This window comes from Pseudomonas kielensis, from assembly GCF_014236655.1.
Classification (GTDB): domain Bacteria; phylum Pseudomonadota; class Gammaproteobacteria; order Pseudomonadales; family Pseudomonadaceae; genus Aquipseudomonas; species Aquipseudomonas kielensis.
Window position 1 is genome coordinate 195,621 of sequence record NZ_JACMYG010000004.1, and the last position, 25,712, is coordinate 221,332.

A 25,712-nucleotide genomic window follows, 5' to 3' on the forward strand; every position below is an offset into this window, starting at 1 on the left:
TTCAGTCGACGAAGAGATCCGTCATCAACGTGTCGCTGCTGTCGGGTGCGAACCGGTAGTGTTCGAACTCCGTCACGCCGCTTTCGCGCAGTATTTGCTCATCAATCAGTAAGCGCCCGGTCAGGCTGCGCCCGCTGCTGCTCAGAATCACATGGGCAGCATCGGCCATGATCGCAGGCAGGCGCGCATGCTTGAACGATTCCCGTGAGCCCAACTGGAACTCGATTGCGGCGGTGGCGATCATCGTCTGCGGCCATAGCGAGTTGACGCTGATCCCGTAACCCTTGAATTCCTCACTCATGCCCAGCGTCAGCATGCTCATGCCGTATTTGGTGACGGTGTAAGGGCTGTACTGGGCGAACCACTTGGTGTCCAGGTTCAGCGGTGGGGACAGGTTGAGGATGTGGCCGCCGGACTTTTTCAGGTACGGCAACGCAGCCTGGCTGCACAGCAAGACCGCGCGGGTGTTGATCTGGTGCATCAGGTCGAAACGCTTGAGCTCGATGTGTTGCACCCCGGTCAGCTTGATCGCCCCGGCGTTGTTGATCAGTGCATCAATGCTGCCGAAATGTTCGTTGGCCCGGGCCAGCGCCGCCCGCACAGCGTCTTCATCACGCACATCAACCTGCAGCGCCAAGGCTTTACCCCCGGCGGCCTGCACTTCCTCTGCGACACTGAAAATCGTCCCCGGCAGCTTGGCGTGGGGCTCGGCACTTTTGGCGGCGATCACAATGTTGGCGCCATCGCGCGCGGCCCGCAGGGCGATCTCGCGGCCGATGCCGCGGCTGGCGCCGGTGATGAACAGGGTTTTGCCTTGCAATGACATGCTGACGCTCCTGATTATTGTTATGCGAGCGGGTTGGCTCGATAGACAATGTAGACGAAGTCTTGCAGGCGTCGGTGTGAGGGATGGCTTCTGGAGGTTTCGATCCACAGTGTCTGTGGTGGGTGGAGGCCACTGCGCCGAGGCGGCAAGCATCTGGCCGCAGTGGAGTGAGTCAGGACTCAAGCCGCCATTAATCGATGATGCGGGCTATTGGCGTCGGTACTTAAACTTCACGGCTAATCAGCATTATGTTGAATAGCCCTTGCGCATCCTCCTTGAATTCCTTGCCCGTGATCTGTGAGTTTCTGTTTGACCTGCGAACGATGTCGCCGACCTGCACAATTTTGACCAATTCGTCCCACGTGATAGGCGTGGCGGTGCTTTCGGAGTCGTTTGTCAGCGGTTGGCCCAAGGTTTTATCGTTCATTTTGATTGCGCTCTTCTGGAATTCAGGTTCTCCGTCGAATCTTCGACAGACCATGGTTCCTGAAAGACTGCGTGAACTCCTTTTCAGGTGCGTACAGGCTACGCTGGCGACTTGGAGGCGTTGAACTGTCAGAAATGCCAGTTCGGATGAACGGCGCCGCCGAGATGTGCAGCGCCGTTGGCAGCGACCTCAGGCGCTCATCACCTCACGGATGTCCCGCGCCAATTCCCGCACGCGTTCTTCCTCGGTGTCCCAGGAGCACATGAAGCGTGCGCCGCCTTTGCCGATGAAGGTGTAGAAGCGCCAGCCGCGAGCGGTGAGTGCGGCCACGGCGGCTTCCGAAAGTTGCAGGAACACGCCGTTGGCCTGCACCGGGAACATCAGTTCGACGCCGGGAATGTCGCTGACCAGTTCCGCCAGCAGCTGTGCGCAGTAGTTGGCGTGGCGGGCGTGCTTGAGCCAGGCGTCGTGCTCCAGCAGGCCAACCCAGGGCGCCGAGAGGAAGCGCATCTTCGACGCCAGTTGTCCGGCCTGTTTGCAGCGGTAGTCGAAGTCTTCGGCCAGTTTCTGGTTGAAGAACAGAATCGCTTCACCCACCGCCATGCCGTTTTTCGTGCCACCAAAACACAAGACGTCGACCCCGGCTTTCCAGGTCAGGTCGGCCGGCGAGCAATCGAGGAAGGCACAGGCGTTGGAAAAACGCGCGCCGTCCATGTGCAGGTTCAGGCCCAGCTCTTTGCAGGTGGCGCTGATGGCGCGAATTTCTTCCGGGGTGTAGACGCTGCCGACTTCGGTGGCCTGGGTCAGGGTCACGACCCGTGGTTTGGGGTAGTGGATGTCCTGGCGCTTGAGGGCGATCTCGCGGATCGACTCCGGCGTCAGCTTGCCGTTTTCGGTGCGCGCGGTGAGCAGCTTGGAGCCGTTGGAGAAGAATTCCGGGGCGCCACATTCGTCGGTTTCGACGTGGGCGGTTTCCGAGCAGATCACGCTGTGGTAACTCTGGCACAACGACGACAAGGCCAGGGAGTTGGCGGCGGTGCCGTTGAAGGCGAAGAACACTTCGCAGTCGGTTTCGAACAGTTTGCGGAAATAGTCCGAGGCGCGGGCGGTCCATTCATCGTCGCCGTAGGCGCGCTGGTGGCCCTGGTTGGCCTGTTCCATGGCCGCCCAGGCTTCAGGGCAGATGCCGGAATAGTTGTCACTGGCGAATTGTTGGCTCTTATCGGTCATGGCCGGCTTCCGTGGTCGAGGCGCTTATGGTGAAGCGGCTCGTGGTCAATGAGGGTGCGTACGTTACCGAAGATCGTCCGGAGAGCACACGCGATGTATCTGTCAGAAAACTACACAGTCGAGGCGCAATTATGCACGTGACGCAACGTGACGGTGCACTCGATCTGCTCAAATGGTTGGCACTGCTGAGCATGGTTCTGGACCATCTGCGCTATGTCGGTTGGCCGCTCGATGTGCTCTATGTGCCGGGCCGCCTGGCGTTTCCCTGGTTCTGCCTGGCGATGGCGGTAAACCTGGCCCGTACGTCGACAGCGCCGACCGGCGGTCAGTGGCGTTATCTGGGGTGGTTGATGCTGTTTAGCCTGGTGAGCGAAATCCCCTACCGCCTATTCATTCCCGACCCCGATGTGCTGAACGTGTTGCCGACGCTGGCGTTGGGCTTGCTGGTGGCGCGTGGCTGGTTGCGAAAGGACCTGCAGGCGCGGGGCTTGGGGCTGGTCGCGCTGCTGCTGGCGACGCTGTTGAGTGAGCGACTGATGTTTGGCGTCTTTGGCGTGTTGCTACCGTTGGCGACATGGCTGGTGATGCGTCGGCCATGGTACTGGGCCGTGTTGCCGGGGCTGGTCTGCCTGGCGGCGAATCAATGGCAGGTGCTGATTGCCGCCACCCGCCTGGGCAACCCGGTGGCGGTGGTCGCTCTTGGTGTCTGCCTGATTGCGCCATTGCTGGGTCTGGTCTTGTTGCGACATACCAGACATCTCAAGCCACCGCCGATGCGCCGTTGGGCGTATGCCTTGTATCCGCTACATTTTCTGCTTCTGTTACTCGTCCGCAATATCGCCGCATAACCGTGTGGGAGCCGGCTTGCCCGAGATGACGGCGTCACATCCGGCATAAGAGTCGGCTGACCCTCCGCCATCGTCGGAACGCCGCCCGGAGCAAGCCCGCTCCCACAGGTAGTGTGTTGATCTTGTGAGCGAGTACGACGTGTCCATTTCAGCCCATGTCGTAAACGCACCTTTGTGTGGCGTCCGTAGGCATTTGACCGGTCTGCGCCGGTCATACCATCGCATCAAAGGGCACTGCCGCCAGGCCGGTGCCTCACCAAGACAAAATGGCGCACCACCGCCGCTGGGAGAGACGCGATGTTCAGCAAGCAAGACCAGATCCAGGGTTATGACGATGCACTGCTGGCGGCGATGAATGCCGAGGAGCAACGCCAGGAAGATCACATCGAGCTGATCGCGTCAGAGAACTACACCAGCAAGCGCGTCATGCAAGCACAGGGCAGTGGCCTGACCAACAAATACGCCGAAGGGTATCCGGGCAAGCGTTACTACGGTGGCTGCGAGCATGTGGATAAAGTCGAAGCGTTGGCCATCGAGCGCGCCAAGCAACTGTTCGGTGCCGACTACGCCAACGTCCAGCCGCACTCCGGCTCTTCGGCCAACAGCGCGGTGTACCTGGCCCTGATCCAGGCTGGCGATACCATCCTGGGCATGAGCCTGGCCCACGGCGGTCACCTGACCCACGGCGCCAAGGTGTCGTCCTCGGGCAAGCTGTACAACGCCGTGCAGTACGGGATCGACACCAAGACCGGCCTGATCGACTACGACGAGGTCGAGCGCCTGGCCGTCGAGTGCCAGCCGAAGATGATCGTCGCCGGCTTCTCGGCCTACTCCAAGACCCTCGACTTCCCGCGCTTCCGGCAGATTGCCGACAAGGTCGGCGCGCTGCTGTTCGTCGACATGGCCCACGTTGCCGGCCTGGTCGCTGCCGGTCTGTACCCCAATCCGCTGCCGTACGCCGACGTGGTCACCACCACCACCCACAAGACCCTGCGCGGTCCGCGTGGCGGCCTGATCCTGGCCAAGGCCAACGAGGAAATCGAGAAGAAGCTCAACGCCGCTGTGTTCCCCGGTGCCCAGGGTGGCCCGCTGATGCACGTGATTGCCGGCAAGGCCGTGTGCTTCAAGGAAGCGCTGGAGCCAGGCTTCAAGGCTTATCAGCAACAAGTGATCGACAACGCCCAGGCCATGGCCAGCGTGTTTATCAAACGTGGCTACGATGTAGTGTCCGGCGGCACCGACAATCACCTGTTCCTGGTCAGCCTGATCCGCCAGGGTCTCACCGGCAAAGACGCCGATGCCGCCCTTGGTCGTGCGCACATCACGGTGAACAAGAACGCCGTGCCGAATGACCCACAGTCGCCGTTCGTCACTTCCGGCCTGCGCATCGGCACCCCGGCGGTCACCACGCGCGGCTTCAAAGTGAGTCAGTGCGTCACGCTGGCCGGCTGGATCTGCGACATCCTCGACAACCTCGGCGATGCCGATGTCGAGGCCAATGTCGCCCAGCAGGTCTCGGCCCTGTGCGCTGACTTCCCGGTTTATCGCTGAGCGCGGTTTTTGGAGAAATGACTATGCAACGCTACTCAGGCTTCGGCCTCTTCAAACACTCCCTCAGCCACCACGAAAACTGGCAGCGCATGTGGCGCACGCCGACCCCGAAAAAAGTCTACGACGTGGTCATCGTCGGCGGTGGCGGGCATGGTCTGGCAACCGCCTACTACCTGGCCAAGGAGCACGGCATCACCAACGTGGCCGTGGTCGAGAAAGGCTGGCTGGGCGGCGGTAACACCGCGCGCAACACCACCATCGTGCGTTCCAACTACCTGTGGGACGAGTCGGCGCACCTCTACGAACACGCGATGAAACTCTGGGAAGGCCTGTCCCAGGACCTCAACTACAACGTGATGTTCTCCCAGCGTGGCGTCTACAACCTGTGCCACACCCTGCAGGACATTCGTGATTCCGAGCGTCGGGTCAGCGCCAACCGCCTCAATGGCGTCGACGGCGAACTGCTCAACGCCAAACAGGTTGCCGACGAGATTCCGTACCTGGACTGCTCGAAGAACACCCGCTACCCGGTGATGGGCGCTACCGTCCAGCGGCGCGGCGGCGTGGCCCGTCACGATGCCGTGGCCTGGGGCTTTGCCCGGGCCGCCGACGCCCTCGGCGTGGACTTGATCCAGCAGACCGAAGTGATCGGCTTTCGCAAGGAAAACGGCGTGTGCATCGGCGTCGAAACCAACAAGGGCTTCATCGGTGCCAAGCGCGTCGGTGTGGTGACAGCCGGTAACTCCGGGCACATGGCCAAGCTCGCCGGCTTCCGTCTGCCGATCGAATCACACCCACTGCAAGCGCTGGTGTCCGAGCCGATCAAGCCGATTATCGACAGCGTGATCATGTCCAACGCGGTGCACGGTTACATCAGCCAGTCCGACAAGGGCGACCTGGTGATCGGCGCCGGTATCGACGGCTACAACGGCTACGGCCAGCGCGGTTCGTACCCGGTGATCGAGCACACCATCCAGGCCATCGTCGAGATGTTCCCGGTGCTGTCGCGGGTGCGCATGAACCGCCAGTGGGGCGGCATCGTCGACACCACGCCGGATGCCTGCCCGATCATTTCCAAGACCCCGGTGCCGAACATGTTTTTCAACTGCGGCTGGGGTACCGGTGGCTTCAAGGCCACGCCGGGTTCGGGCAACGTGTTTGCGGCGAGCCTGGCCAAGGGTGAAATGCACCCGCTGGCGGCACCTTTCTCCATCGACCGGTTCCACAACGGTGCGCTGATCGACGAACACGGCGCTGCTGCCGTCGCCCACTAACAGGAGAAATTTCCTATGTTGCATATCTTCTGTCCTCACTGCGGCGAACTGCGCTCCGAAGAGGAATTCCACGCTTCCGGCCAGGCGCACATCCCGCGTCCGCTGGATCCGAACACCTGCACCGACGAGGAGTGGGGCGACTACCTGTTCTTCCGTGACAACCCCCGTGGCCTGCACCACGAACTCTGGGATCACGTCGCCGGTTGCCGCCAGTATTTCAACGTCACCCGCGACACCGTGACCTACGAGATTCTCGAAACCTACAAGATCGGCAGCAAGCCGCAGTTCACCGACAAGACTGATAGTTCGAAAGCGGCCGCGCAGGCTCTGGGAGCGAAGGTATGAGCCAGATCAATCGCCTGTCCAACGGTGGACGGATCGACCGCAACAAAGTCCTCAGCTTCACGTTCAACGGCCAGGTGTACAAGGGCTTTGAAGGTGACTCCCTGGCCGCGGCCCTGTTGGCCAACGGCGTCGACATCATCGGTCGCAGCTTCAAGTATTCCCGTCCGCGCGGGATCTTCGCCGCCGGTGCCGAAGAGCCGAACGCGGTGCTGCAGATCGGCGCCACCGAAGCCACCCAGATCCCCAACGTGCGTGCCACCCAACAGGCGCTGTACCAGGGCCTGGTCGCCACCAGCACCAACGGCTGGCCAAGCGTGAACAACGACATGATGGGGATTCTCGGCAAGGTCGGCGGCAAGCTGATGCCGCCGGGTTTCTACTACAAAACCTTCATGTACCCGCAATCGTTCTGGATGACCTACGAGAAGTACATCCGCAAGGCCGCTGGCCTGGGTCGCTCGCCGACCGAAAACGATCCGGACACCTACGACTACATGAACCAGCACTGCGACGTGCTGATCGTCGGCGCCGGTCCTGCTGGCCTGGCCGCGGCACTGGCGGCTGCGCGCAGCGGGGCGCGGGTGATCCTCGCCGACGAACAGGAAGAGTTCGGCGGCAGCCTGCTGGATTCGCGCGAAAGCCTCGACGGCAAGCCGGCCACCGACTGGGTCGCCAGCGTCATCGCTGAACTGAAAGACACCCCGGACGTGCTGCTGTTGCCGCGCGCCACGGTCAACGGTTACCACGACCATAACTTCCTGACCATTCACGAGCGCCTCACCGACCACCTCGGTGACCGTGCGCCGATTGGCCAGGTGCGCCAGCGCATCCACCGGGTTCGCGCCAAGCGCGTGGTGCTGGCGACCGGCGCGTGCGAGCGGCCGCTGGTCTACGGCAACAACGACGTGCCGGGCAATATGCTGGCTGGTGCGGTCTCCACCTACGTGCGGCGCTACGGCGTGGCACCGGGCAAGAAGCTGATTTTGAGCACCAACAATGATCACGCCTACCGCGTCGCCCTGGACTGGCTCGACGCCAGCCTGCAAGTGGTGGCCATCGCCGATGCCCGCAGCAACCCACGCGGTGCGCTGGTGGAAGAAGCCCGGGCCAAGGGCATCCGCATCCTGACCGGCAGCGCGGTGATCGAAACCCGTGGCAGCAAACATGTGACCGCCGCCCGTGTGGCCGCGATCGACGTCAAGGCGCACACCGTGACCAGCCCGGGCGAATGGCTGGAGTGCGACCTGGTGGCCAGTTCCGGCGGCTACAGCCCGGTGGTCCACCTGGCGTCGCACCTGGGCGGCAAGCCGACCTGGCGTGAAGACATCCTCGGTTTTGTCCCGGGCGAAGCGCCGCAAAAACGCGTGTGCGTGGGCGGGATCAACGGCGTCTATGGCCTCGGCGATTCCCTGGCCGACGGTTTTGAAGGCGGCGCCCGCGCCGCTGCCGAAGCCGGGTTCCAGACGGTCGAGGGTGTGTTGCCCAAAGCCCTGAGTCGCCATGAAGAGGCGACCCTGGCGCTGTTCCAGGTGCCCCATGAAAAGAACACCGCACGGGCGCCGAAACAATTTGTCGACCTGCAGAACGACGTCACTGCCGCGGCGATCGAACTGGCGACCCGCGAGGGGTTCGAGTCGGTCGAGCACGTGAAGCGCTACACCGCGCTGGGCTTCGGTACTGACCAGGGCAAGCTGGGCAACGTCAACGGCCTGGCCATCGCGGCCCGTTCGCTGAACGTGACGATCCCGCAGATGGGCACCACCATGTTCCGCCCCAACTACACCCCGGTGACCTTCGGTGCGGTAGCCGGTCGTCACTGTGGGCACATCTTCGAGCCGGTGCGCTATACCGCACTGCATCAATGGCACCTGAAAAACGGCGCCGAATTCGAAGACGTCGGTCAGTGGAAACGTCCGTGGTACTTCCCGCGCAACGGCGAAGACCTGCATGCGGCGGTCAAGCGTGAATGCCTGGCGGTGCGCGAAAGCGTCGGCCTGCTGGACGCCTCGACCCTCGGCAAAATCGACATTCAAGGCCCGGACGCTCGCGAGTTCCTCAACCGCGTCTACACCAACGCCTGGACCAAGCTGGACGTGGGCAAGGCGCGCTACGGCCTGATGTGCAAGGAAGACGGCATGGTCTTCGACGACGGTGTGACGGCGTGCCTGGCCGACAACCATTTCGTCATGACCACCACCACCGGCGGCGCGGCTCGCGTGCTGCAATGGCTGGAGATCTACCACCAGACCGAATGGCCGGACCTGAAGGTGTACTTCACTTCCGTGACGGACCATTGGGCCACCATGACGCTCTCCGGGCCGAACAGCCGCAAGCTGCTCAGCGAAGTCACCGACATCGACCTGGACAAGGACGGCTTCCCGTTCATGACCTGGAAAGAAGGCCTGGTGGGTGGCGTGCCGGCGCGAGTGTTCCGGATTTCCTTTACCGGTGAGCTGTCGTACGAAGTCAACGTGCAGGCCGACTACGCCATGGGCGTACTGGAAAAAATCGTCGAGGCCGGCAAGAAGTACAACCTGACCCCGTACGGCACCGAGACCATGCACGTACTGCGGGCCGAGAAGGGCTTCATCATCGTTGGCCAGGACACCGACAGTTCGATGACCCCGGACGACCTGAACATGGGCTGGTGTGTGGGACGCACCAAACCGTTCTCGTGGATCGGCTGGCGGGGCATGAACCGCGAAGACTGCGTGCGTGATCAGCGTAAACAGCTGGTCGGGCTCAAGCCGATCGATCCGACCAAGTGGCTGCCGGAGGGTGCGCAGCTGGTGTTCAACACCAAGCAGGCGATCCCGATGAGCATGGTCGGTCACGTGACCTCCAGCTACCTGCACAACTCCCTGGGCTACTCGTTTGCCATGGGCGTGGTCAAAGGCGGCTTGAAGCGCATCGGCGAGCGGGTATTCGCGCCGTTGGCCGATGGCAGCGTGATCGAGGCGGAAATCGTTTCTTCGGTGTTCTTCGATCCGAAGGGTGATCGCCAGAACGTGTGATTGCTTTGGGTCCTGTGGGGTGTGAGCTGCCGCCATCGCGAGCAAGCTCGCTCCCACAGGATCGAAGTCGCCGGAAAAGTTTGTGTCAGGCATCAATCCACTGTGGGAGCGAGCTTGCTCGCGATGGCAATAGAACAGCCACCACAAAGGTCGGAACCAACAGAATTCAAGCAGGTGCTTTATGACCGTAGCCAATGTGTACCAACAACGCCCAACCACCGGGGCCAAGGCCGAGTCGTCGTTGCATCATGCCGACCTCGCCAGCCTGGTGGGCAAGGGCCGCAAAAACGCCGGCGTGATCGTGCGTGAGAAAAAGCTCCTCGGTCACCTGACCCTGCGTGGCGACGGTCACGATGCCGCGTTCGCCGCCGGTGTGCACAAGGCCCTGGGCATCGAATTGCCAGGTGCGTTGAGTGTCATCGTCAAGGGTGAAACCAGCCTGCAATGGATGGGCCCGGATGAATGGCTGCTGATCGTGCCAGGCGGTGAAGAGTTCGCCGCCGAGCAGAAGCTGCGTGAAGCCCTGGGCGAGTTGCACATCCAGATCGTCAACGTCAGCGGTGGCCAGCAGATCCTCGAACTGAGCGGCCCGAACGTGCGCCAGGTGCTGATGAAGTCCACCAGCTACGACGTGCACCCCAACAACTTCCCGGTGGGCAAGGCCGTGGGCACGGTGTTCGCCAAGTCGCAACTGGTGATCCGCCACACCGCAGAAGACACCTGGGAATTGCTGATCCGCCGCAGCTTCTCGGATTACTGGTGGTTGTGGTTGCAGGACGCTGCGGCCGAGTACGGGCTGAGCGTTCAGGCTTGATGAGAACCTGTAGGAGCGAGCCTGCTCGCTCCTACAGTAGGCATCCACCGATTTCACAGGAGTCACCGCACTATGAGCCGCGCCCCAGACACATGGATTCTGACCGCCGACTGCCCCAGCGTCCTCGGCACCGTGGACGCGGTGACCCGCTTTCTGTTCGAGCAAGGCTGCTACGTCACCGAGCACCACTCCTTCGATGACCGGCTCTCGGGACGCTTTTTCATTCGTGTGGAGTTTCGCCAGCCCGAGGGGTTCGACGAGCAGTCCTTCCGTGCCGGCCTGGCCGAGCGCGGCGAAGGCTTCGGGATGATTTTCGAACTGACCCCGCCGCACCACCGGCCAAAAGTGGTGATCATGGTCTCCAAGGCCGATCACTGCCTCAACGATCTGCTCTACCGTCAACGCATCGGCCAGCTGTCGATGGACGTGGCGGCGGTGGTCTCCAACCACCCGGACCTCAAGCCATTGGCCGACTGGCACGGCATTCCCTATTACCACTTCCCCCTCGACCCCAACGACAAACCGTCCCAGGAGCGTCAGGTGTGGCAGGTGATCGAGGAGTCCGGCGCCGAACTGGTGATCCTTGCGCGTTACATGCAAGTGCTGTCGCCGGAACTGTGCCGCAAGCTCGACGGCAAGGCGATCAACATCCACCACTCGTTGCTGCCCGGTTTCAAGGGCGCCAAGCCCTACCACCAGGCTTACAACAAGGGCGTGAAGCTGGTCGGCGCCACGGCGCACTACATCAACAACGACCTGGACGAAGGCCCGATCATTGCCCAGGGCGTGGAGGCGGTGGATCACAGCCATTACCCCGAAGACCTGATCGCCAAGGGGCGGGATATCGAAGGCCTGACGCTGGCCCGGGCGGTGGGTTATCACATTGAGCGGCGGGTGTTCTTGAACGCCAATCGCACGGTCGTTCTTTAGATCGCCATCGCTGGCAGGCCAGCTCCCACAGGTTCTGGGTTGTTCACCAATCCTGTGTCCACCCCGAATAAGTGTGGGGGCTGGCCTGCTGGCGATGAGGTCATTACAAGCAGCACAAGATTCAGCATCTGTACCCGAGCACTTAACGCGCTGCCTGCCTGGGCAACGCGGTTTCATAAAAACAACAGCGAGGTGAAAGCATGTCTGGCAATCGTGGTGTGGTGTATCTCGGCGCGGGCAAGGTCGAAGTACAGAAAATCGACTATCCGAAAATGCAGGACCCGCGCGGCCGCAAGATCGAGCACGGGGTGATCCTGCGCGTGGTCTCCACCAACATCTGTGGTTCCGACCAGCACATGGTGCGCGGTCGCACCACGGCCCAGACCGGGCTGGTGCTGGGGCACGAGATCACCGGCGAAGTGATCGAGAAGGGCAGCGACGTCGAGAACCTGAAAATCGGTGACCTGGTCTCGGTCCCGTTCAACGTGGCTTGCGGGCGCTGCCGTTCCTGCAAGGAAATGCACACCGGCGTGTGCCTGAGCGTGAACCCGGCTCGCCCGGGCGGCGCCTATGGTTATGTCGACATGGGCGACTGGACCGGTGGCCAGGCCGAATACGCCATGGTGCCGTACGCTGACTTCAACCTGCTGAAACTGCCGGATCGCGACCGCGCCATGGAGAAGATCCGCGACCTGACCTGCCTCTCCGACATCCTGCCTACCGGTTATCACGGCGCCGTGACTGCCGGCGTTGGCCCGGGCAGCACCGTGTATGTGGCCGGTGCCGGCCCCGTCGGTCTGGCGGCTGCCGCTTCGGCCCGTCTGCTGGGCGCCGCGGTGGTGATCATCGGTGACGTCAACCCAATCCGCCTGGCGCACGCCAAGGCCCAGGGCTTCGAAATTGCCGACCTGTCCCTGGACACCCCGCTGCACGAACAGATCGCCGCGCTGCTGGGTGAGCCGGAAGTCGATTGCGCCGTCGATGCCGTTGGCTTCGAAGCTCGCGGGCATGGCCATGCCGGGGTGAAACATGAAGCCCCGGCCACCGTGCTCAACTCATTGATGGGCGTGGTGCGTGTGGCTGGCAAAATCGGTATCCCTGGCCTCTATGTCACAGAGGACCCGGGTGCGGTGGATGCCGCCGCCAAGATGGGCAGCCTGAGCATCCGCTTTGGCCTGGGCTGGGCCAAATCCCACAGCTTCCACACCGGCCAGACCCCGGTGATGAAGTACAACCGCCAGCTGATGCAGGCGATCATGTGGGACCGCATCCATATTGCCGACATCGTTGGGGTGGAAGTGATCAGCCTGGACGACGCGCCACGTGGTTATGGCGAGTTCGATGCGGGCGTGCCGAAGAAGTTTGTGATTGATCCGCATAAGTTGTTTAGTGCGGCTTAAGCATAAAAATCGAGGAAGCGGCGATCCTTGGATCGCCGCTTTTTACAATGTAAATCTGATCAGGTCTGTTCGTTGGCTTGATGCAATCGAAAAAGCTCAAAAATGAACTTCCAGCGCCCTTGGGGTGCTTTTATTCTTGCCAGAGTAGGAGCCGAGCTTTCTGATCGAGATAGCTTTTATTTGGTGGGGTCTAATGACCATCTCCATGTTCAGTGTTGGAGCTACGTCATGGTGTTTGAAGTCATAGTCTCTTCCAGGCTTCATGCCTGAGAAGTTTTTCATGTGGACCTCGACAACTTGGCCACGACCATTTTTGCTCAGTCCTGCGTATTTCTGTGCGACAGATAAATTCGGGGAGACATAAAATCCAGCACCCAAATTTGTGCTCTTGAAATATTTTTGATTAACACCTTCATTCAGTAAGCGGTTGGCTGAAGTATCGTCGGTGCCGTGGTAGCCGATGAACTGGTCCTGAGCTGGTGGCGTGCCAAGCTCTGGAAGAGAGCTGCGTCTTTTTGATTTCTGAGATGAAGTGATTTCAAGAGGCCGTCTTTCACCCCAGCGTGCAGTTGCCTGGCGGTTAGAGCCACCATATTGGAAAATATTTAATGAATTCCGCTTCGTTGACGGTGGTGTTGTAGAAAAAAACTTAGAAATGAAGTCAAAGCGGCCATGGCCTGTTGGGTCAGAGTACTTACTTGGGTTGCCCGCAGCATATGAATAAGCATTCACTCCCCCCTCCCCAAACGGACTCCAACTGTCCGGACTGTTAAACCGCATCAACACCGTATTGAGCGCCCGATAACCATTGCCCAACACATAATGCCCGGTCACCGGGTCCGGCCGTTCGCCGTTGAAGCCGAGCAGGCAGCTCTTTGATACGTGATGACCATAAGGGGTGTAGGCAAGGTGCAGGAAACGCGTGGCGTCGAGGATGGACAGCACGGAACGTTGCTGATCGGTGACGAGCAAGCGCGATTGCGATATGCCGTTCTGACGCCGTTGCTGCGCCAGCAGTTGATCTTCGTGCTGCATGATCGAGTGCTGTAGCACGCCTTGAACCTCGGTGGACAGGCGGTCTTTGAGGTAGAAACGTTGGCTGCTGGCCTTTGCCGTTGGGGTGCAGTCGGCCAGGCGATCCAGTGGGTCGTAGCGGTAGCTGCAGAGCTGGGTTTGGCGTTGAGTCGACATGGGGCGAACTCCTTGAGCGACATGGGATTACTTTGGACCAGCCGGACGACTCTGCCTAATAGTCGAACTGCTAGTGTGTTCTCCCAGTGAACAGATAGGCACTGGCAACAAGACCAAAGCACAAGCTTGTGGCGTTGGCGGTGGAAACTTTCGTTATCAACTATTTTCTGGGGCGCCTCGGATATCTTTAGGGCGGCGACCTTCGGTGCTTGAAGTTGAGTTGCGTTTTAACCATTCATCATAACGAGGAGGTGCGTATTCTGAGTACGGAGGTGGTTTGTCGTGCAGTTGCCAAGGACGCCGTGCACTTGAATGAAGATTCCTCACAGTGCTCTGTATGTCGGTGATGTTTCTATTTGTAGTCGGAATTTCGCGCGCCCCGCTTGTTGGCGGCGAGGAGCTGTAAGGGTTTGTATACCTCGCAGGTGCCTCTGTTAGTGAAGTGAGTGCCGTTTCAACAGAGCCGGAAGATGTCGAGTGCCTTGCCGACGTTTGGAGCTGGGTCGTTGAAGTTGCATCTACAGAGAACAAGTCTCGCGTTGTCCAGGCTGGAGTCTTCTCAGGCCTCCGTTGTCTGAGACCCAAAAGGTTTGCTAATCCTTTGCCAAAACGCATTATGAAATTGGAATGCCCTGTCGGATCACTCCGATTCACCGGATCCCCCACGCAATACCCATACGCATTCAACCCACCCCGCCCAAACGGACTCCAACTGTCCGGACTGTTAAACCGCATCAACACCGTATTAAGCGCCCGATAACCATTGCCCAACACATAATGCCCGGTCACCGGGTCCGGCCGTTCGCCGTTGAAGCCGAGCAGGCAGCTCTTTGATACGTGATGACCATAAGGGGTGTAGGCAAGGTGCAGGAAACGCGTGGCGTCGAGGATGGACAGCACGGAGCGTTGCTGATCGGTGACGAGCAAGCGCGATTGCGATGTGCCGTTCTGACGCCGTTGCTGCGCCAGCAGTTGATCTTCATGCTGCATGATCGAGTGCTGTAGCACGCCTTGAATCTCGGTGGACAGGCGGTCTTTGAGGTAGAAACGTTGGCTGCTGGCCTGTGCTGTTGGGGTGCAGTCGGCCAGGCGATCCAGTGGGTCGTAGCGGTAGCTGCAGAGCAGGGTTTTGCGCTGGGGGTGCATGGATGAGGCTCCCTGAGAGATGCGCAATACAGGGTTTTACTGTGACCTAGCCCGACTGAGTTGCCTACTAGCAGAACTGCTAGGGTCGGCGTTTGGAAAGGGCGCTGTCGCAACGATGGACAGCCCGAACATCCGCTTTGGCCTGGGCTGAGCCAAATCCCACAGCTTCCACACCGGCCAGACCCCGGTCATGAAGTACAACCGCCAACTGATGCGGACGATCATGTGGGACCGCATTCATATTGCCGACATCGTTGGGGTGGAAGTGATCAGCCTGGACGACGCGCCACGTGGTTATGGCGAGTTCGATGCCAGCGTGCCGAAGAAGTTTGTGATTGATCTGCATAAGCTTTTTAGTGTGATGTAAGAGGTTTATTTCGCCATTTACATCAGCGACGCTGAACGGTATGGCGTTGTTTTTATTGTTCCCGTACATCTCTAAATCTCATTACCCAATGATTAGTATGCTCTTGTTCTGACATGAATCGATTGAAGTTTGAACTCACTTGTGCGTCGCCTGTGATTGTTAAGGCTAGCGAGCTGTGCGCTGCTTTTGCGATTTTCACTTGATCTATTTGCATGGTGCCTGCTTTCGCGGTTCCACGTGCAGCGTTCGAGTGGAGGAGTTTAAAGTCTGTTGTGTGAACAGAAACTACTTCGCCTCTTGTGTGAAAGTTTGCGTAAGCTCTTGCTCCTTCATAAGTGTTGGTTATGAAGAGGTGTTTAGTGTCGTTGTGAACTCCGTTGGTTAACATGCTTTGCGCGTTTTCCACACTTGTGCCGTGATAGCCGAGAAAAACCGACTTGTCGTCAGTGACGTTGTATGGCTGGCTGTTGGGAGGGGTGACAGTTGAGTTTCTTCCAGTCGTAGAGTTAGAAGTATGGTTGCTGCTCGTTTTAGGGGAGGGCTTCATTATCCGTGCCCAGCGCAGAAAATCCTTCACGAGTCCTGGTATATGTCCGTTAGGATCCTGTCTATTGATCGGATCCCCCACACAGTACCCATACGCATTCAACCCACCCCGCCCAAACGGACTCCAACTGTCCGGGCTGTTGAACCGCATCAACACCGGGTTAAACGCCCGATAGCCATTGCCCAGCAAATAACATCCGGTTACCGGATCCGGCCGTTCACCGTTGAAAGCGAGCAGGCTGAGCAAGCCGTTTTCCGGGGCGCGATGACCGTATGGCGAATAGGCGAGGAGATGGGCGCGCGTCGAGTCGATCAGGGCCAGCACTGAGCGTTGTTGATCGGTGGCCAGCAAGTGAGTGTGTCGCGTGCCGGCTTGGCGTTGCTGGTGGGCCAGCAAGTGATTCTCATACTGCATGACCGAGTGCTGGAGCGTGCCTTGAATCTCGGTGACTAGGTGTTCCTTGAGGTAGAACTGCTTGGCGGATGCTTGTGTTGTCTTGGTGCGGGTGCTGAGAAAATTTAAGGGGTCGTAATTGTATTGGCAAAGAACTTCTCTGTGTTTAACACTCATGTGGCACTCCATTGAAGGGGTATCAGCGGATGTTAGGTGTAAAGGTTCTAGGCGTCTGTTGCTTGATCAGGTAGCGCTGTAATTTTGGATGGTTCCTGAAATGTTTTTCTCCGTTGGGGATGCTTTGCGATTTTATCCACAGATCTTCGACTGATTTGAAGGGGGGTGTAAAGGAAACAATGTTTTTGTGGCCGGTTACAGGTTTTCCAGTCAGGTTCGAGAACTGTTGGGCGAACGAAGATTTATTTTCATTCGCGCTGCCGCATACAAGTAGGCGTATTTCTCCAACTTTGTTTAAGTTGAATTCCTTGGCTAGCTTTTTATACAGATGGTTGGCAGTCCATTCCTCGTCGCCAGCTTTGATGTCGACTATCTTTTTATTGGGGGCCGCGGGGTCTACGAATCCATGGGCTGCGATATTAAGTCGAGGGCCTGATTTTGAATCGTCCGTGAAGGCGTATACGTCTTGAGCCAGAAGGGTCAAGTTATTAATTGTGCCAGTCTTGCTCGGGGTTCTTAATCCAAACAAGTTCATGATGCCTTTAATCGGGTTGCCTAAGTGCCCCGTTGGATCAATTTGATTTATCGGATCCCCGACACAATACCCATACGAATTTAGCCCACCCCGCCCAAAGGGACTCCAACTGTCCGGGCTGTTGAACCGCATCAACACCGGGTTAAACGCCCGATAGCCATTTCCCAGCAAATAGTGCCCGGTTACCGGGTCCGGCAGTTCGCCGTTGAAGCCGAGCAGGCTGCTCTCCGGTACGCGATGACCATAAGGTGCGTAAGCAAGAGGCTGGGGGCGTATGGCGTCGAGGATGCACAGTACCGAGCGTTGCTGGTCGGTGGCCAGCAAGTGGGACTCCGGCGTGCCGTTCTGGTGTTGTTGCTGCGCCAGCAGTTGATCTTCATGCTGCATGATCGAGTGCTGTAGCACGCCTTGAATCTCGGTGGACAGGCGGTCGTTAAGGTAGAAGCGGTGGCTGCTGGCCTGTGCCGTTGGGGTGCAGTTTGCAAGGCGATCCAAGGGGTCGTAGCGGTAGCTGCAGAGCAGGGTTTGGCGGAGGGATTGCATGAATGGAGCTCCCTGAGAGGTGCGCAATACAGAGTTTTACTGTGACTTAGCCCGACTGGATTGCCTACTGGCAGAACTGCTAGGGGCGGCGTCTGGAAAGGGCGCTGGGTGCCACGAGTGGTGTTCCTGTTTATTGGGGAAAAAAACCTCTGCGCAGTCCATGAGAAGAAAGGAATGGCCGTCGCGGAACAATACCGGGTGATTTTCAGTCAAAATGCCAGCGTTGCGCCCGCTTGAGGGCATTTTTGAAGGTTCAGGAGTTTTTCGATGAAGATTTCACGCGGTTTTGCTTTGGCTTCGCTCATGACATTGGTCGCCAGCCCGGTCTTCGCCGGTTTCAACCTGAACGATGTGGCCGGTGCGGTAGCGGGTATGCAAGGTGGCGACAAGGCCGCAACCGCAGCGCCGACCTCGCAGACCGCCGGTCTGTTGAGCGCCCTGAGTGCCCTGGACGTTAAGCCGGAACAAGCCATTGGTGGCACCAGCGCGATGTTGGGCCTGGCCAAGAACCAGCTGAGCGCCAGCGACTATTCGGAACTGGCCAAGAGCGTGCCGGGCATCGACAAGCTCTCCGGTGGCAGCGGTAACCTGGGCGCCCTCGCGGGCATGCTGGGTTCGTCCGGCAAGGCCGCGGGCCTGGAAAATGCCCTGGGTAACGTCAAGGACACCAACGACCTGAACACCGCGTTCAGCGCGCTGGGCATGGACAGCGGCATGGTCGGTCAGTTTGCCCCGATCCTGCTGCAGTACCTGGGCCAGCAAGGCGTTGGCGGTACCCTGCTCAAGAGCCTGGGCAGCATCTGGGGCGTCTGACCGCGCCTCACTCACGCTCGGCGTGCAAGGCGTCGATGCGTGCATCCTTGTCGATCCAGAGCTGGTTGACCCAGTTCTGGACGCTTTGGCGAAACAGCGGATCGTTTTCGTAATCGCCCTGCCACAACGCCGGATCCAGCTCACGGGTCTGGATGTCGATGATCACCCGTGGCACCGCACCGCTGATCAAATCCCAGAACCCCGGAATCTTCTCCTGTGGATAGACCACGGTGACGTCGAGCATGGCGTCCAGTTGTTCGCCCATGGCCGCCAGCACAAACGCCACGCCGCCGGCCTTGGGTTTGAGCAGGTGCTTGAAAGGGGATTGCTGGGCGTTGCGCTTGGCCTGGGTGAAGCGGGTGCCTTCCAGGTAGTTGACCACCGTCACCGGCTGGCGCTTGAACAGCTCGCACGCGGCCCGGGTAATTGCCAGGTCCTGGCCCCGCAGCTCCGGGTGTCTGGCCAGGAAGGCCTTGCTATAGCGCTTCATGAACGGGTAATCCAGCGCCCACCAGGCCAGGCCCAGGAACGGCACCCAGATCAGTTCCTTTTTCAGGAAGAACTTGAAGAACGGCGTGCGCCGATTGAGGGTCTGGATCAGCGCGGGGATATCGACCCATGACTGGTGGTTGCTGACCACCAGGTAGGAGGTGTCGACCCGCAGGCCCTCGCCGCCACGAATGTCCCAGCGGGTGGGGATGCAGCAGGCGAAAATCAGTTTGTCGATTTGCGCCCAGGTTTCGGCGATCCACATCACCACAGCGCTTGCGGCATCGCGATAACGACCCGGCAGGACCAGTTTGAGCAGGGCGAACACCAGCAGGGGCCCGATCAGGACCAGGGTGTTGAGCAGCAGCAGAAGGGTAACGAAACAGCCGGTGAGCAGGCGGCGCATAAGTAACTCTTGAAAGCCTTTGGGCGGGCCATGATAAGCAGCTTCGACGCGCAGGCCAAATCGGCGGGCTGACGAATGTTTCACAGGTTGGGGGGTATGGTGCAGCAATGTTCATGGGGCGGGGGGGCTGTGGTGAGTGCGCCGGCCTCTCGCGGGCAAGCCCGCTCCCACAGTGGATCACCTGTGGAGTTCCATGTGGGAGCGGGCTTGCCCGCGATTGCCATCCAGAGAACGAACCAATCCATTTCAGACGGTCTAAAATCCCGCTGTCCTACTTTCAGGGAATCCACCACGTGAAATCTGTCCTCGCACTGTTATCCCTCCTGGCCTTGCCGGTCATGGCCGCCGAGCCGACCCTGTATGGCCGTTACGAGTACATCCAGTTGCCGGAGATCGGTGGTGAAGTGCTCAAGGCGAAGATGGACACCGGCGCGCTGACCGCGTCGCTGTCGGCCAAGGACATCGAGACCTTCACCCGCGATGGCGAGGAGTGGGTGCGTTTCCGCCTCGCGACCAAGGATGCCAGCAACAAGGTCTACGAGCACAAGGTCGCGCGCATCAGCAAGATCAAGACCCGTTCCGAAGAGGACGAGGACGAAGAGGTGGCCGCGCCCAGCAAGCGGCCGGTGGTCGATCTGGAGTTGTGCCTGGGCAACGTCAAACGCACGGTCGAGGTCAACCTGACTGACCGCAGCAGCTTTAATTATCCGTTGTTGATTGGTGCCAAGGCCCTGCGTGAGTTTGGCGCGGCGGTGAATCCGGCTCGACGGTTTACGGCGGATAAGCCGGAGTGTTGAGGCCAGCCGCCGGTGGCGACTTTTCAGCTACTTCTTACAGGTGGGGCCGATAAGGTCCTACGGTATTTGGCGCTGCGTAACACTTGTCGGATTGACGTCGATTACACCGTGGGGCACCGTTCGCCCACTTAACTGCCGGGCCTGGATGCCATGCCTCATATCCTGATTGTCGAAGACGAAGCGGCGATTGCCGATACCCTGGTGTTTGCCCTGCAAGGCGAGGGTTTCACCACGACCTGGGTGAGCCTGGGGGCGGCCGCCCTTGAGCATCAACAGGCAACGCCCGCCGACCTGATCATTCTCGACATCGGCCTGCCGGACATCAGCGGTTTTGAAACCTGCAAGCAGTTGCGCCGGTTCAGCGAAGTGCCGGTGATGTTCCTCAGCGCCCGCGATGGCGAGATCGATCGAGTCGTCGGCCTGGAAATCGGTGCCGACGACTACGTGGTCAAACCGTTCAGCCCACGGGAAGTGGCGGCGCGGGTGCGGGCGATTCTCAAGCGCATGGCCCCGCGACCGGGGATCGAGTCCACCCGTGCGTTGTTCCTGGTGGACAGTGAGCGTGTGCTGATCACTTATCGCGGCCAGCCTCTGAGTTTGACCCGGCATGAGTACCGCTTGTTGCAGTGTCTGCTGGAGCAGCCGGAGCGGGTCTTCAGTCGCGAACAGTTGCTCGATGCGCTGGGCATTGCCAGCGACGCCGGTTACGAGCGCAGCATCGACAGCCACATCAAGAGCGTGCGCGCCAAGTTGCGCCTGGTGGCGGCCAATGCCGAGCCGATCCAGACCCACCGCGGCCTTGGTTACAGCTACAGCCCGGGATCCAGCTGATGCCATTGGCGATCCGGATCTTCCTGGTGTATGTGCTGTTTGTCGGCCTGACCGGTTACTTTGTGCTCAACACAGTGATGGAAGAAATCCGTCCCGGCGTGCGTCAGTCCACCGAAGAAACCCTGGTGGACACTGCCAACCTGATGGCCGAAATCCTGCGCGACGACTTCAAGGCCGGAACCCTCAATCAGAACCGCTGGCCGGAACTGCTCAAGGCCTACGGTGAGCGGCAGCCGGGGGCGAGTATCTGGGGCCTGGCCAAGAATCAGGTCAACCATCGCATCTACGTGACCGACGCCAAAGGCGTGGTGGTACTGGACTCCAGCGCCCGTGCAGTGGGCCAGGATTACTCGCGCTGGAACGATGTGTACCTGACCCTGCGCGGTGAATACGGCGCGCGCTCGACCCGCAGCGATCCCGATGACGCCAGTTCTTCGGTGATGCACGTTGGCGCACCGATTCGCGACAACGGGCAAATCATCGGTGTGGTCACGGTGGCCAAACCCAACAGTTCATTGCAGCCTTACGTCGACCGCACCGAGCGCCGTTTGCTCGGCTACGGTGCGGGCTTGATTGGCCTCGGCCTGCTGTTCGGGGCGGCATTGTCGTGGTGGTTGAGCGTGGCGCTGCGGCGCTTGACCGCGTATGCCCAGGCGGTGAGCGAAGGGCGCCGGGCCGAGCTGCCGCACTACCGTGGCGGTGAGCTTGAGCAACTGGCCGTGGCAGTGGAACACATGCGCACGCAACTGGAAGGCAAGGCGTATGTGGAGCGTTATGTGCACACCCTGACCCACGAATTGAAGAGCCCGCTGGCGGCGATTCGTGGCGCGGCCGAACTGTTGCAGGACGAGATGCCGGCCACCCAGCGCCAGCGTTTCGTCAGCAACATCGACAGCGAAAGCGCGCGTATGCAGCAGTTGATCGAGCGTCTGTTGAACCTGGCCCAGGTCGAGCAACGGCAAACCCTCGAGGAGCGAGTGCAGGTGCCCTTGGCAGCCTTGGTCGATGAGTTGCTCGAGACCCAGCAGGCACGCATTGAACGCAAACAGCTGCGCATCGAAAAACACATCGCCGCGGACCTGGCGCTGTCAGGCGAAGCCTTTCTGTTGCGCCAGGCGCTGGCCAACCTGCTGGAGAACGCTCTGGATTTCACCCCGTCCCACGGCGTCCTGCGTTTTCGCGCGCAACGGCGGGGCGAGCAGGTCGAGTTCAGTCTGTTCAACCAGGCCGACCCGATTCCCGATTACGCCCTGGGCCGCCTGAGCGAGCGTTTCTACTCACTGCCACGGCCTGACAGCGGACGTAAAAGCACCGGGCTGGGGCTCAATTTTGTGGAAGAGGTGGTGAAGTTGCATGGGGGAACACTGCGGGTTGGGAATGTACCCGATGGGGTTGAGGTGACGTTGCACCTACCGTAGCCGCTGCCGAACGCAGGCTGCGCCAGCTGCTACAGATACCGGTTCTCCACACACTCTGCATATTCGCTCCATAAAACCCACACACGGGCCTTGCAGACTCTCCCTCATTCGAACAGGGAGAACTTCCATGAACCGCAGCCTGGCCATAAAACTCGGGGCGATTGCCCTATTGATTCTGTTGTTGCTGATTCCCTTGCTGATGATCAGCGGCATGATCTTCGACCGCCAGCAACTGCGCGATGGCGTGCTCGACGACATCGCCCGCAGTTCCAGCTACCGCCAGCAACTGACCGGCCCGCTGCTGGTGGTGCCGTACCGCAAGGCGGTGCGCACCTGGAAGCTCAACGAGAAAACCAACAAGCGTTATCAGGAAACCAGCCAGGAGCGCGGCCGTTTGTATTTCCTACCGGAGCGCTTTGAGCTCGATGGCCAGGTGCAGACCGAACTGCGGGCCCGAGGGATCTATGAGGCGCGGCTGTTCCACGCCAGCAACCGCATCAGCGGGCAGTTTTCCCTTCCCGAGCGCCTGGGCATCAAGGAAGACTTTATCGACTACCAGTTCGACCAGCCTTACCTGGCGGTGGGCATCAGCGATATCCGCGGCATCGAAAATGCCTTGCAGCTGGAGCTCGACGGCCAGCGCCTGGACTTCGCGCCGGGAACCCAGGAGGACTGGCTGGGGGAGGGCGTGCACGTGATGCTCGCGCCACTGGATAGCCGTAAAGCCAATACGCTGCAGTTCGGCTTTGATCTACGCCTGCAGGGGACCGGGCAACTGCAGGTCACGCCGGTGGGCAGAACCAGCCAGGTCAAGCTAAAGGCCGATTGGCCCCATCCAAGCTTCATCGGCAATTATTTGCCTGCGCAGCGCGAGATCAGCGCCGAAGGTTTCAGTGCCGACTGGCAGACCTCGTTTTTCTCCACCAACCTGGAGGAGGCGCTTGGCAATTGTGTGGCCGGTGGCGGTTGTGAAGAGTTCAAGAGCCGCAACTTTGGCGTCAGCTTCATCGACCCGGTGGACCAGTACCTCAAGAGCGAGCGTGCAATCAAATACGCCCTGTTGTTTATCGTGCTGACCTTCGCCGGCTTCTTTCTCTTCGAAGTGCTCAAGGGGCTGGCGGTGCACCCGGTGCAGTACGCCCTGGTGGGGGTGGCGCTGGCGTTTTTCTACTTGCTGCTGTTGTCGCTGTCCGAGCACATCGGGTTCGCCCTGGCCTACCTGTTGTCCGCCAGTGCCTGTGTGTTGCTGATCGGTTTTTATGTGCGCCACGTGCTGCACAGCACGCCGCACGGCCTGGGTTTTTCGGCGGGGCTGGCGGCGTTGTATGGGCTGTTGTACGGACTGCTGAGCGCCGAGGATTACGCGCTGTTGATGGGGTCGTTGTTGCTGTTCGGGTTGCTCGGCGTATTCATGGTGCTGACCCGTCGGCTGGATTGGTATGGGGTAGGTCAGACGAGCAAGACGCAGGTGGCGGCATGAGCCGGTCGCTGGGCTTGCGTGAGGAGCGGGTGCAGGTGGCGCGATTGCTGCTGCACATCAGTGGATGGTTGGTGGCGCAGCGTGGCGGACTAGACCCTCGGCACGGTCGCCAGCCTCGCCGGGCGCTGGCTGACTGTGACTGAGCTGACTGTGAAATACCACTGCTGCGAGTTTTTACATTAAGTTTCGTATATCTCGATTTTTTTCTCCCGCAGGATGGGAGGTTCGTCCGGCGTTCGCTACCGACTGATAACTTGATGACATTGATGAAGTCGGTGTTTGTCGAGCCGGCGTTGGTAACCAATCAATCGTGTCGAGGCTATGTAAAAGTTTACTTTTGGTGATCTCAGCTCCAGCTGTTGCATATTTTATGAATTGCTGATTAGTGGAGATCGATACAACCTTAGGGTTTGCTAATACTGGCATGACCTTTTTAAACGCTGTGATCCGGGCCGAATACAATAGAAGTTCTTCAGCGGTTACACCGCTAGTCGAAGCCATCTGTTTTATTTTATTACTCCCACCCAGGTTGGTTTTTGTCTCTCTCAGAAGCTCTACTGTGAAAGGAGATACTTCTGTGTTTCTCTTCATGTTTTTAATGGTCTTGTCCAGGAATGTCTTCCTGAATACTTTCGCAATCCTGGACAGGACCGAATGCCCGGACGGATCGACTCGGTTGACGGGGTCCCCGGCACAATATGCGTATGCATTAAAACCGCCCTTCCCAAACGGACTCAAATTGTCCGGACTGTTAAATCGCATCAACACGGGATTGAACTGTCGATAGCCGTTGCCCAAATGATAGTACCCGGTTACTGGGTCGGGTCGTTCGCCGTTAAATCCCAGCAAGCTGAGCAAGCCATTCTGCGCTGTGTGGTGGCCGTAGGCGGTGTAGGTGAGGGCCGATGACTGGTTGCCGGCGCGTGCGTGCAACACCGAGCGTTGCTGATCGGTGGCCAGTAACGTGGCGTTGGGTGCAGCGCCTTGCGACTGTTGGAGTGCCAGTAACTGCTCGTCGTGCTGGACGATGCTCCAGAACGCTGCGCCCTGGATTTCGGTGGTCAATCGGCTGTTGCAGTGGAAATGCTGGATGACCGGCTGTTGCGACGGTGTGCGGCCAATCTGGCGGTTCAGTGCGTCGTATTGGTAACGATTCAGGATGGAAGTCGGCATGGGGTGAGCTCCGAGCAAGGTCTGGAGTGGAGCCTTTAGCATCGGAGCTATGTGAATATTTGCCAACTAGCAGAACTGTTAGTGTTTCGCCGCTTGCCGCCTCACACCTTCGGTACCGTCGCCAGCATCGACGGGCGCTGGCTGACTTCGAAATACCAAGCCGCCAGTTGCGGTTGGGCGTCGCGCCAGTGCAGGTCGGGGTGGCGCAGGTCGAGGTAGCCCAGGGCGCAGGCGACGCTGATGGCGGCGACGTCAAAGTGGCAGGTCAGTTCGGCGATGGCGTCAGCTTCGAGCACTGAGAGGGCGCGGCGGATTTTTTCGCGCTGGGCGTCGAGCCATTCCGGCCAGTGTTTTTCCGGGGCGCGCAGGGCCAATTCGTAGCGCACCATCACCGCCGCATCCATGATCCCGTCGGCCAGTGCCGCCAGGGTCAGACGCCGCCAGCGGGCTGTGCCTTCGGCGGGGATCAGCGGATTGCCGACGTGTTGCTGGTCGAGGTAGTCGAGGATCACTCGGCTGTCGTACAGCACGTTGCCGTCGGCCAGGCGCAGGGCCGGGATCTTGCCCAACGGGTTGTCCTGGTTCAATACCGGGTCGGGGCTGACCGGGCTCAGTTGGCTGAGCTGCAGCGCGACGCGGTCGGTCTGCCCGGTCTCGTGCAGTAGCACCATCACTTTGCGCACAAAGGGCGAGGCAGGGTTGTGGAACAGGGTCATGCTGGGGGTGGACATGGCATTCCTCGGCGAT

24 protein-coding genes and 1 pseudogene are annotated in these 25,712 nt (G+C 59.8%); 15 read left to right on the forward strand and 10 right to left on the reverse strand.

Features of this window, described 5'->3' with window-relative positions:
• Position 1: 1 nt before the first annotated feature.
• The 3 genes from H7995_RS05750 to H7995_RS05760 all read right to left on the reverse strand — a co-directional run bounded on the left by H7995_RS05750 (position 2) and on the right by H7995_RS05760 (position 2,483).
• Positions 2-826: an SDR family oxidoreductase gene (locus tag H7995_RS05750; RefSeq protein WP_182342689.1), complete on the reverse strand. Its 825-nt coding sequence runs from the start codon at positions 824-826 to the stop codon at positions 2-4.
• 223 nt (positions 827-1,049) lie between these two features.
• Positions 1,050-1,253 (reverse strand): hypothetical protein, encoded by a 204-nt coding sequence (locus H7995_RS05755; RefSeq protein WP_166592027.1) that lies wholly within the window; start codon positions 1,251-1,253, stop codon positions 1,050-1,052.
• Between the two features lie 189 nt (positions 1,254-1,442).
• Positions 1,443-2,483, reverse strand: coding sequence for a threonine aldolase family protein (locus tag H7995_RS05760; protein ID WP_166592028.1), 1,041 nt, complete (start codon positions 2,481-2,483; stop codon positions 1,443-1,445).
• A 131-nt stretch (positions 2,484-2,614) separates the two neighbouring features.
• On the opposite strand from H7995_RS05760, the gene H7995_RS05765 reads away from it, so the two are divergent.
• The 8 genes from H7995_RS05765 (at position 2,615) to fdhA (ending at position 12,659) form a co-directional block, all read left to right on the forward strand.
• The gene (locus tag H7995_RS05765) at positions 2,615-3,331 is read left to right on the forward strand and encodes a TraX family protein (RefSeq protein ID WP_244647624.1); all 717 of its coding nucleotides are present in this window, start codon (positions 2,615-2,617) and stop codon (positions 3,329-3,331) included.
• Between the two features lie 297 nt (positions 3,332-3,628).
• Positions 3,629-4,882, forward strand: coding sequence for a serine hydroxymethyltransferase (gene glyA, locus H7995_RS05770; protein ID WP_166592030.1), 1,254 nt, complete (start codon positions 3,629-3,631; stop codon positions 4,880-4,882).
• A gap of 23 nt (positions 4,883-4,905) precedes the next feature.
• On the forward strand, positions 4,906-6,156 hold the full coding sequence (locus H7995_RS05775; protein WP_003206307.1) for a sarcosine oxidase subunit beta: 1,251 nt from the start codon (positions 4,906-4,908) through the stop codon (positions 6,154-6,156).
• A 15-nt stretch (positions 6,157-6,171) separates the two neighbouring features.
• Positions 6,172-6,501, forward strand: a complete 330-nt coding sequence (locus H7995_RS05780) for a sarcosine oxidase subunit delta (protein WP_166592031.1) — start codon at positions 6,172-6,174, stop codon at positions 6,499-6,501.
• Positions 6,498-9,515 (forward strand): sarcosine oxidase subunit alpha, encoded by a 3,018-nt coding sequence (locus tag H7995_RS05785; protein ID WP_166592032.1) that lies wholly within the window; start codon positions 6,498-6,500, stop codon positions 9,513-9,515. The genes H7995_RS05780 and H7995_RS05785 overlap by 4 nt, the downstream gene beginning before the upstream one ends.
• 181 nt (positions 9,516-9,696) lie before the next feature.
• Entirely contained in the window at positions 9,697-10,329 is a 633-nt protein-coding gene (locus H7995_RS05790; RefSeq protein WP_166592033.1) for a sarcosine oxidase subunit gamma, read from the forward strand.
• Positions 10,330-10,401: 72 nt separating this feature from the next.
• Positions 10,402-11,259 (forward strand): formyltetrahydrofolate deformylase, encoded by an 858-nt coding sequence (gene purU / locus H7995_RS05795; protein ID WP_166592034.1) that lies wholly within the window; start codon positions 10,402-10,404, stop codon positions 11,257-11,259.
• A 200-nt stretch (positions 11,260-11,459) separates the two neighbouring features.
• Positions 11,460-12,659, forward strand: a complete 1,200-nt coding sequence (gene fdhA / locus H7995_RS05800) for a formaldehyde dehydrogenase, glutathione-independent (RefSeq protein WP_095164333.1) — start codon at positions 11,460-11,462, stop codon at positions 12,657-12,659.
• Between the two features lie 96 nt (positions 12,660-12,755).
• Here the strand turns inward: fdhA and H7995_RS05805 are convergent, their stop codons facing one another.
• A complete protein-coding gene (locus H7995_RS05805) occupies positions 12,756-13,850 on the reverse strand; it encodes an RHS repeat-associated core domain-containing protein (protein WP_185818104.1) in 1,095 nt (364 codons plus the stop codon).
• A gap of 156 nt (positions 13,851-14,006) precedes the next feature.
• A complete protein-coding gene (locus tag H7995_RS05810; RefSeq protein ID WP_185818105.1) occupies positions 14,007-14,996 on the reverse strand; it encodes an RHS repeat-associated core domain-containing protein in 990 nt (329 codons plus the stop codon).
• Between the two features lie 127 nt (positions 14,997-15,123).
• Here H7995_RS05810 and H7995_RS05815 point away from each other — a divergent pair.
• A pseudogene (locus H7995_RS05815) lies at positions 15,124-15,363 on the forward strand (formaldehyde dehydrogenase, glutathione-independent); the annotation flags it as partial.
• Between the two features lie 52 nt (positions 15,364-15,415).
• On the opposite strand, the gene H7995_RS05820 reads toward H7995_RS05815, so the two are convergent.
• Together H7995_RS05820 and H7995_RS05825 are read right to left on the reverse strand one after the other, a co-directional pair.
• Positions 15,416-16,480 (reverse strand): RHS repeat-associated core domain-containing protein, encoded by a 1,065-nt coding sequence (locus H7995_RS05820; protein ID WP_185818106.1) that lies wholly within the window; start codon positions 16,478-16,480, stop codon positions 15,416-15,418.
• Positions 16,481-16,502: 22 nt separating this feature from the next.
• Positions 16,503-17,558, reverse strand: a complete 1,056-nt coding sequence (locus H7995_RS05825; RefSeq protein ID WP_182342681.1) for an RHS repeat-associated core domain-containing protein — start codon at positions 17,556-17,558, stop codon at positions 16,503-16,505.
• 267 nt (positions 17,559-17,825) lie between these two features.
• On the opposite strand from H7995_RS05825, the gene H7995_RS05830 reads away from it, so the two are divergent.
• Positions 17,826-18,371, forward strand: coding sequence for a DUF2780 domain-containing protein (locus H7995_RS05830; protein WP_166593178.1), 546 nt, complete (start codon positions 17,826-17,828; stop codon positions 18,369-18,371).
• A 7-nt stretch (positions 18,372-18,378) separates the two neighbouring features.
• Here the strand turns inward: H7995_RS05830 and H7995_RS05835 are convergent, their stop codons facing one another.
• Entirely contained in the window at positions 18,379-19,266 is an 888-nt protein-coding gene (locus H7995_RS05835; protein WP_185818107.1) for an acyltransferase, read from the reverse strand.
• 293 nt (positions 19,267-19,559) lie between these two features.
• Here H7995_RS05835 and rloA2 point away from each other — a divergent pair, with 293 nt between their 5' ends.
• From rloA2 to H7995_RS05860, 5 genes are all read left to right on the forward strand, one after another.
• Positions 19,560-20,063 carry a retropepsin-like aspartic peptidase RloA2 gene (gene rloA2, locus H7995_RS05840; protein WP_185818108.1) on the forward strand — a complete coding sequence of 168 codons (504 nt, stop codon included), beginning with the start codon at positions 19,560-19,562 and terminating at the stop codon, positions 20,061-20,063.
• A 150-nt stretch (positions 20,064-20,213) separates the two neighbouring features.
• A complete protein-coding gene (gene creB, locus H7995_RS05845; RefSeq protein ID WP_166591238.1) occupies positions 20,214-20,894 on the forward strand; it encodes a two-component system response regulator CreB in 681 nt (226 codons plus the stop codon).
• The gene (gene creC / locus H7995_RS05850; protein WP_185818109.1) at positions 20,894-22,312 is read left to right on the forward strand and encodes a two-component system sensor histidine kinase CreC; all 1,419 of its coding nucleotides are present in this window, start codon (positions 20,894-20,896) and stop codon (positions 22,310-22,312) included. The genes creB and creC overlap by 1 nt, the downstream gene beginning before the upstream one ends.
• Positions 22,313-22,439: 127 nt before the next feature.
• Positions 22,440-23,792 carry a cell envelope integrity protein CreD gene (gene creD / locus H7995_RS05855; protein ID WP_185818110.1) on the forward strand — a complete coding sequence of 451 codons (1,353 nt, stop codon included), beginning with the start codon at positions 22,440-22,442 and terminating at the stop codon, positions 23,790-23,792.
• Entirely contained in the window at positions 23,789-23,935 is a 147-nt protein-coding gene (locus H7995_RS05860; RefSeq protein ID WP_166591241.1) for a hypothetical protein, read from the forward strand. Before creD ends, H7995_RS05860 begins: the two co-directional genes overlap by 4 nt.
• 31 nt (positions 23,936-23,966) lie before the next feature.
• Here H7995_RS05860 and H7995_RS05865 read toward each other — a convergent pair whose 3' ends face one another.
• Together H7995_RS05865 and H7995_RS05870 are read right to left on the reverse strand one after the other, a co-directional pair.
• Positions 23,967-24,965: an RHS repeat-associated core domain-containing protein gene (locus H7995_RS05865; protein WP_166591242.1), complete on the reverse strand. Its 999-nt coding sequence runs from the start codon at positions 24,963-24,965 to the stop codon at positions 23,967-23,969.
• Between the two features lie 101 nt (positions 24,966-25,066).
• Entirely contained in the window at positions 25,067-25,696 is a 630-nt protein-coding gene (locus H7995_RS05870; RefSeq protein WP_166591243.1) for a glutathione S-transferase, read from the reverse strand.
• Positions 25,697-25,712 lie beyond the last annotated feature (16 nt).